This window comes from Armatimonas sp., assembly GCF_043760365.1.
Classification (GTDB): Bacteria; Armatimonadota; Armatimonadia; order Armatimonadales; family Armatimonadaceae; genus Armatimonas.
On record NZ_JAYUPA010001055.1, the window covers coordinates 1 to 7,183 of the forward strand.

Annotated in this window: 7 protein-coding genes; 4 read left to right on the top strand and 3 right to left on the bottom strand. The window is 61.9% G+C overall.

The features are described from left to right. The 3 genes from ACH2EH_RS26935 to ACH2EH_RS26945 form a co-directional block, all read right to left on the bottom strand. The coding region (locus ACH2EH_RS26935) for a serine/threonine-protein kinase (RefSeq protein ID WP_395146571.1) at nucleotides 1–1,239 on the bottom strand (1,239 nt) is incomplete at its 3' end. 6 nt (nucleotides 1,240–1,245) lie between these two features. Then, nucleotides 1,246–2,730 (bottom strand): protein phosphatase 2C domain-containing protein, encoded by a 1,485-nt coding sequence (locus ACH2EH_RS26940; protein ID WP_395146573.1) that lies wholly within the window; start codon nucleotides 2,728–2,730, stop codon nucleotides 1,246–1,248. A gap of 103 nt (nucleotides 2,731–2,833) precedes the next feature. Continuing rightward, on the bottom strand, nucleotides 2,834–3,955 hold the full coding sequence (locus tag ACH2EH_RS26945) for an FhaA domain-containing protein (RefSeq protein WP_395146575.1): 1,122 nt from the start codon (nucleotides 3,953–3,955) through the stop codon (nucleotides 2,834–2,836). A gap of 123 nt (nucleotides 3,956–4,078) precedes the next feature. Here ACH2EH_RS26945 and ACH2EH_RS26950 point away from each other — a divergent pair, with 123 nt between their 5' ends. The 4 genes from ACH2EH_RS26950 to ACH2EH_RS26965 all read left to right on the top strand — a co-directional run. Next, entirely contained in the window at nucleotides 4,079–5,089 is a 1,011-nt protein-coding gene (locus ACH2EH_RS26950) for a phosphate/phosphite/phosphonate ABC transporter substrate-binding protein (RefSeq protein WP_395146577.1), read from the top strand. Nucleotides 5,090–5,093: 4 nt separating this feature from the next. Then, entirely contained in the window at nucleotides 5,094–5,876 is a 783-nt protein-coding gene (gene phnC, locus ACH2EH_RS26955; protein WP_395146580.1) for a phosphonate ABC transporter ATP-binding protein, read from the top strand. Further along, a complete protein-coding gene (gene phnE, locus ACH2EH_RS26960) occupies nucleotides 5,873–6,637 on the top strand; it encodes a phosphonate ABC transporter, permease protein PhnE (RefSeq protein ID WP_395146582.1) in 765 nt (254 codons plus the stop codon). Before phnC ends, phnE begins: the two co-directional genes overlap by 4 nt. After that, nucleotides 6,634–7,183, top strand: a 550-nt coding sequence (locus tag ACH2EH_RS26965; RefSeq protein WP_395146584.1) for a PhnE/PtxC family ABC transporter permease, incomplete at its 3' end; no start/stop codon positions are given. The genes phnE and ACH2EH_RS26965, both read left to right, overlap by 4 nt.

Below are 7,183 nucleotides of genomic sequence, written 5' to 3' on the forward strand. Positions count from 1 at the left end.
GGCTTGTTCTGGTTGCTTGAGCTGTGCCTGCCCGCCCCCAACCTGCCCGAGCTCGCCCGCCAGATCAAAGCGTGCCAGACGCTCTTTTAGGGCCGCGAAAGGAATCGTCCGCTCGGATTCGTCTGCGTGCTCGGCGGGGTCCTCGGGGCGAGCGCGTTCTAGGAACTCCCGCAGCTTACGGTCCGGCCCCAGCTCCGCGCGTCCGACCAGCTCTCGCGCCAGCTCAGCGATGTAGGGCTCGCCGATGGCCCTTAAAAATGTCGCGAAGCGTCCCTCGATCAGCGCCCGACGGGACTCATCCCAGTTTCGTGCCGCCCCGGTGAGTAGCTCATCAAGCGTCTGTGCGACGGTTCCATCGGAGAACACAAGACGGCCTGGAGGTTCCCCAGTCTCCGCCGTCTGCTTGGCAGGAGGTAGAGGTAAAGTAAGAGACGCAGGCAAACCCACTGCCGCCGCTTGCAGCGCCTCGGCGAAGGCGCGGGCGGTCTGGTAACGGCCACTCTTATCCTTGGCAAGCGCCTTCGCCAGAACCGTGTCCAGCGCGTCACTGATTCCGGTCGGGGGCGGTGCCTCATTCTCAATGGCGGCTTTCCAGGAGAACGGGTTGCGTGTGTCGGCGGCGACAAAAGGCCGCTTGCCCGTGAGTAGCTCGTAGAGAACCACGCCCATGCCCCACAGATCCGAGCGCCAGTCGGAGTCGGCTTTCTCCGCGAAGTCCTCGGGAGCCATGTAGGGGTAGGTTCCTCCGCCTCCGGCCACCGATGCCGTCCCCAGCGCTTCCGCCAGCCCAAAGTCTGTCAGCTTGATGGTCGTGCCGTCGTCGCCGATGAGGATATTGGCGGGCTTGATGTCTTTGTGCAGAATCCGCCGCTCGTGGGCAAAGGCCAGAGCGTCCAGCACGGCGAGAACAATCCGCACGGCTTCGGCGGGGTCTAGAGGGCTTCCCAGGCGATCCCGTAGCACTTCGGCTAAATTTTTGCCGCGCACCAGCTCCATGTCTAGTAGGATCACTCCATCCTGCAAGTCCACCGAGTGCACCGCGATGATATGCGGGTGGCGCAAGCGATCCAGCACCCGTGCTTCCGAGAGCACTTTTTCCTGCTCTGATCCGGTGGCGCGAATCTCCTTCAGGGCGATATTGCGCCGCAGCAGGGTGTCCCAGGCAAGGTAGACAATTCCGGAGGCACCGTGCCCCAGAACCTCCAGCCGCTCGTACTTTCCGATCTGACCAATAGGCATGGTGGTTTACTTCGGGGTGGGCGAGCTGGGGAGCGAGTGCTTTGCCCGCAGTGCCAGGACATGGTTGGTCGCATCAATAAAGTAGATATCGCCCGTTTTCGTCTCCACACAGAGCGCCCCGGGACGGTTGAGTCCAGAAACCCGTGTCAGCTCCTTGCCATCCGGGGCGAGTTTTTTGATGACACCACGCGCCGAGTACGAAATATAGAGATTGCCCTGAGGATCGCTTGCCAGGTAGACTTCGTCATCGAGCGAGTCCGTGTCTATCTTTTGAATGTCGGGCACTTTAAGATCGCCCACGAGCACTTTCTCGGCGTGGTCGGGTCGCACCTGAATGACCTCTCCTCCGGAGTTACGCACGAAGATCGCTCCGCCATTCGGCTGGAGGGCAAGCTGGTTGCGCCGGGCTAGGGGGCTGTCCACGATGCGCTTGGGCGCGGGATCGTAGGTCAGGTGTGCGAAATCGGCGAGCTGCTCGGGGGGAGGCGCGGTCTTTGTCGCTAGGTTTGCTCCCAGCCGTGTCCGCAGCGCGGGGGAGAGGGCGAGCAAGAACATCCCCAGTAGCCCCAGTGCCCCGAGAATAGCCAGCATCAGCACCAGGGGCGATGGCCCACTGGGGCGCCGTCGCCGGCGCTCACGGCTTCCCTCTGGAGCGGGCACGCCGCCGCCCCGCTGTTCCACGGTCTTACGAACCGGCTCCCCGCCGCCACCGACCCCCAGAAGCAAGACCGTGGTATTATCGTGCCCGCCTTTACGGTTTGCCGCATCAATGAGCCCTTGCACCCGGCGCTCCAGCGGTCCTTTCACGTCAAGTAGCGGCTCGATTTCGTTGTCTTCGAGCATGGTCGTCAGGCCATCGCTGCACACCAGGATCGTATCACCGGGGCGCAGAATGTCCTGACGGACTTCTGGCTGAAGCGTGGGGTCAATTCCGATCGCACGGGTGATCATGTTGCGGAAGCGGGAGATGCGTGCCTCGGCCTCGGTCATGTTTCCGGCGTGTACTTGCTCGGCCACAAAGCTATGGTCACGCGTGAGGCGCTCAAGGGCACCGTCGCGGAATCGGTAGGCACGCGAGTCGCCCGCATGGGCGATCCAGAGTGCTTCCCCTCGCACCACTCCCGCTACCACCGTTGTCCCCATCAGGGCATTGCTGGGCGTGGGCTCGCTGCCCACGGTGGGGTCTTCCTCGCTCGGGAGGCTAGGTCGCGCAAGGGCATTGACGGCATCATTGGCGCGGCGCAGGGCGTTGAGGAGTACCGGAGCGGGGTCGGCATTGGCTAGGGCGAGGTTGGCCTTGAGCTCCGCCTCGATCACTCGAACCGACTCATTGGCGGCGATATCACCCGCCTGAAGCCCCCCCATGCCATCGCAGACCACGAACGCGGCTTCGTAGCCAGGGATAGCGAACACCCCGAAAGTGTCCTCATTGCCGGAGCGGCGCATGCCCTTGTGAGTGTCTGCTGCCAGTTGAATCGAAAGCGTAGCCATAAAAATTACTTTGTCTCCCGTCGTAGGGAGAAGAGCAGTGCCAGAATGAAGACCAAAAGCGAGCCCGCGAAGAGCAGGCGCAGAAAGCTCAGGAGCGCCCCGCTCATAGCGCCTCCCCTTGCTGGAGCCTCAGGCTCATATTCCCCAGTTGAATGGTATCACCTGGGAAGAGTGCCACGGGAAAGCTGGCGGGGATACGCTCCCCGTTGACCACGGTGCCCCCCTTAGACTCCAGGTCCTCAATGCGCACCATGCCCTCGCGCACCGTTAGCCGGGCATGCTGCGGCGAGATCCCCTCGGCAACCAGGACGATATCATCGGTGAGTGCCCGCCCCAGGAGCATCCGAGAAGCGAGCACAAATGCCTCACCGGTGTCACTAATCAAGCGGTAGGTGGGCCCGGTCACCCGCGACTGCGGTGCTTGCGGTGCCAGGTTAGGCTTCGCGAACGGTGAGGGGACGGTGAGCAGATCCTGTGGCGCATGGAGGTGCAGGTGGGTCTGTCCAATCAGAAGCGCATCGCCATCCGCCAGCGGCATTCCTCGGCCTGGTGCAAGCCGCTCCCCGCCCACATAGGTACCATTGGTGCTGCCTTCGTCGTAGAGGACGAAGCGCCCTGCCTCCCAGGCGAGCCGTGCGTGCTTCTTCGAGACCATGCCATCGGTTGCCAGCACCAGACCGTTGCCCGCCTGCTTCCCACGCCCGATCTGTAGCCCCGCTGCCGTCAGAGGCAGCTCCTCCGTCCGGCCCTCCAGGCTCTGCACGGTCAGGATTGCCAGCGCTTCTCCCAGGCTGTGTGCGCGTGGCACGGGCACCGTTCCCAGATCAGAGTCAGGCTCAGGGGGGGGAGTGGTATCCCAGCGGGTGACGATCTTGACGCGCTCTTTCCCTGCCCCCGCCTCCACTTCCTCGACCACCACTTGGAGTAGGCCACGTGTCTTATAGCCGTGCTGCCCGATCTTCTCCGCGAGTGCCTGGGCGAGCTCATCGGCATCCAGAAAAGCCTGCACGAGCTGCCGCTCGTCCTCGTCCTCAACGGCGACTGTGATCGTGTAGACATTAGGGACGAAAATCTCCCCACTGAGCCCCTCTTTACGAGCGTCTTCCATTGCGACAACGGCGCGGCGCAAGATATCACGCGGGCGCAGCGCATCGTCGCCCGGCCCCTTAAAGAGTTTTTCGTAGGCATCGGCAAAGCGCCGATTCAGTTTCTCCAGTACATCCACTGCTCTCTCCTACCCCGATCTCCGACCCCTTGCCCTCGCCGGGCGGGGGAAACAAGCTGTCCTCGGGTATACTAATAAGCGAAATTCACCGGCATTATACAACCCATTTCCAGGAGAGTTCCCTTGAACCCAATTCGCCGTCGCGCACTGTTTTTTGCAACCGCACTCACTCTGACCAGTTTTGCACTGGTTGGTTGCAATCCTTCGTCTGATAAAGGCACGGGCACTACGGCTGCACCCGCTGTCGAAGGCACAGCCCCGGCCAAGCTCATTCTCGGATTTGTCCCCTCCATTGAGGCGGATAAGGCGGTCGCCAATGCCAAGCCCCTCGCGGATTATCTCAGTGCCGAGCTGGGAATTCCTGTTGAGTCGTTTGTTTCCACGGACTATGTGGGGCTGATTGAGGCAATGGCCAGCAAGAAAGTGGATATCGGCTCACTGCCGACTCTGGGCTACGTGCTGGCTAAAGACAAGAACGCGGCGGAGGTCATCCTCAAGACGGCGCGTGAGATCCCGGCAACCAAGGAAGTCAAGACCACCTACCACTCCATGTTCATCACCCGCGCCGACTCCGGGATCAAGAGCATTGAGGAGGCAAAGGGTAAGCGCATGGCGTTTGTGGACCCAGCCTCGGCGTCGGGCAATCTCTTTCCTCGCTACTATCTGAAAAAGAAAAATATAGACCCGGATAATTTCTTCGCGCAGACCATGTTTGCCGGTAGCCACGATGGTGCGGTGCGAGCGGTCTACAACGGTCAGGTGGATGTGGCCGCTGTCTACGACGATGCGCGCAACAAAGTGGAGAAGACTCTGCCCGATGTCAAGACACGGGTTATCAAGATCGGGGAAACCGACGAGATTCCCAACGACACGATCGCGGTGCGCGCCGGGCTGAATGCCGCTCTGGTGGAGAAGATCAAGGCCGCGTTTCTGAAGTACTCCAAGACCGACGAAGGCAAGAAGGCACTCAAGGCTATCTACGAGGTCGAGGGCTTCTCCGAAGCGACCAACGCCGACTACGATGTGGTGCGCGATGTGGCTAAAGCGATGAATGTACCGCTGGACAATTACATGCCCAAGCCTAAGTCCGCTGCCACGCCCGCTCCCGCACCGGCAGGGGCTCCGAAGAAGTAACTCCATGCCTGAGCCGCTTGTTGTCTTCAAAGAGGTCGGGGTGACTTATCCCAATGGGCACCAGGCACTCAAAAACCTCTCGCTCTCGTTTGCACCCGGCGAGTTTGTGGCCATTGTGGGGCTCTCCGGGGCAGGTAAGTCCACGCTGATCCGCTGCATCAACCGGCTGGTGATGCCCACCACGGGAAGCCTGAGCGTCAATGGGATAGAGCTGGTGGGCCTAGACGATGCCGGGTTGCGGCGGGTGCGCTCGCGGGTGGGGATGATCTTTCAGAACTATAACCTCGTGCGGCGCAAATCCGTGCTCAAGAACGTGCTGGATGGCCGCCTCGCGCACCTGCCCACCTGGAAGACCCTGCTCGGGCTGTACCCGAAAGAAGATATCGCACTGGCACGCGCCTCGCTGGCACGGGTCGGAATCTCCGAGAAAGAGACCGTACGCGCGGATCAGCTCTCCGGGGGCCAGCAGCAGCGGGTCGCCATCGCCCGGGCGCTCTCGCAGCAGCCGATGATCCTGCTCGCCGATGAGCCCGTGGCCTCGCTTGATCCGCCCACTGCCCACCAAGTCATGCGGGATCTGCGCGATCTGGCGCGCGAGGAGAACTTACTCACGCTGATCAACCTGCACTTCATTGACATGGCCCAGGAGTACGCCGACCGTGTGATCGGCCTGCGTGCCGGCGAGCTGGTCTACGACGGTCCGGCCAAGGGAATGGAGGAAGCGGACTTCGAGCGCATCTACAATCGTAAGATCCGCCCCGATGACCTGCGCGGGGCAGTGGAATGAAGGGGCGCGGGTGGCTTGCTGCGGCCATTGTGGCCGGGGTGCTCTACTGGAGTGCACTGGGCACACATTTCAGCGGGCCGGAGCTCGCCAAGAATCTCCCGGCAATCGGGGAGTTTTTCCGCAAACTCTTTCCGTCGGAGGGCAAGCCATGGCCGACCGAGGCGCTCCCGGAGATCATCAAGCGCCTGATCGAGACTCTTCGAATTGCGATTGCCGCGAGCCTCTTCGGAGCGCTTCTGGCACTCCCGCTGCCCCTGATCGCCGCGCGCACTCTGGCGGGGAAAGCGCTCTACACGTTTGGCCGCGCGGTACTCAATCTTATCCGCTCGGTTCCCGATCTTGTGCTGGCAACCCTGCTCGCCGCGTCATTTGGGATCGGGCCACTGGCAGGCTTTCTGGCACTGCTCGTCTTCAGCTTTGGCGTGGTCGGTAAGCTGCTCTGCGACAGTGTGGAGACCATTGACCCCGGCCCCATGGAGGCGATTGCAGCCGCAGGAGGGACACGGCTCCAGCAGGCGTTCTGTGCGGTCTTTCCCCAAGTGGGGCCAGACTATTTAGCCTACACACTCTACTCGTTTGAGATCAACATCCGCGCCGCCTCGGTGCTGGGTGTGGTTGGTGCGGGGGGGATCGGAATGGTCTTGCAGTCGTCGCTCTCGCTGCTCCAGTACACCCAGGTCGGGCTGGTGATCCTGATTACTTTTGCCGTGGTGTTTCTCATTGACTCTTTCTCGACCTGGCTCCGGGGGAAGCTCGTATGAAAGCCGCGCGAATTTTCTCCACACTGCTACTTATCGCACTGGTCGTATGGTCGCTGGCGGGCATTCAGAACTCAGCGCCACCTAACACCAAGGAGACGGCGGAGATCTTTCGGCAGATGTTTCTTCGGCCCAAGCTCAGCTACCTGCCCGATGTGCTCACAGGGCTGCGTGAGAGTATCCAGATCGCCGCACTGGGCACGGCCATCGCCGCCGTGCTGGCGCTCCCCTTTGGGGTGCTGGCGGCGCGCAATCTCGCCCGGCTGGCGGCACTGCCGTTTGTGGGCAAGCTGCTCCTCAATGCGATTCGTACTTTCCCCGAGATCCTGCTCGCCATCGCCTTTATCAAGTCCGTGGGGCCGGGACCGTTTGCAGGTGTCTTAGCCATCGCGATTCACTCCATCGGGATGGTGGGCAAGCTCTACGCCGAGCGCATCGAGACCGTGGACAAAGGCGCACTCGAAGCCCTCGCCGCCACGGGGGCCTCGCCGCTGGAGATCTTCCGCAATGGCATCATCCCCGAAGTGCTCCCCGATTTTCTCTCGTTCG

Coding starts and splice junctions, on each gene's coding strand:
- phnE (WP_395146582.1), top strand. CDS start 5,873: ATGAAGGGGCGCGGGTGGCTTGCTGCGGCCATTGTGGCCGGGGTGCTC.
- phnC (WP_395146580.1), top strand. CDS start 5,094: ATGCCTGAGCCGCTTGTTGTCTTCAAAGAGGTCGGGGTGACTTATCCC.
- ACH2EH_RS26940 (WP_395146573.1), bottom strand. CDS start 2,730: ATGGCTACGCTTTCGATTCAACTGGCAGCAGACACTCACAAGGGCATG.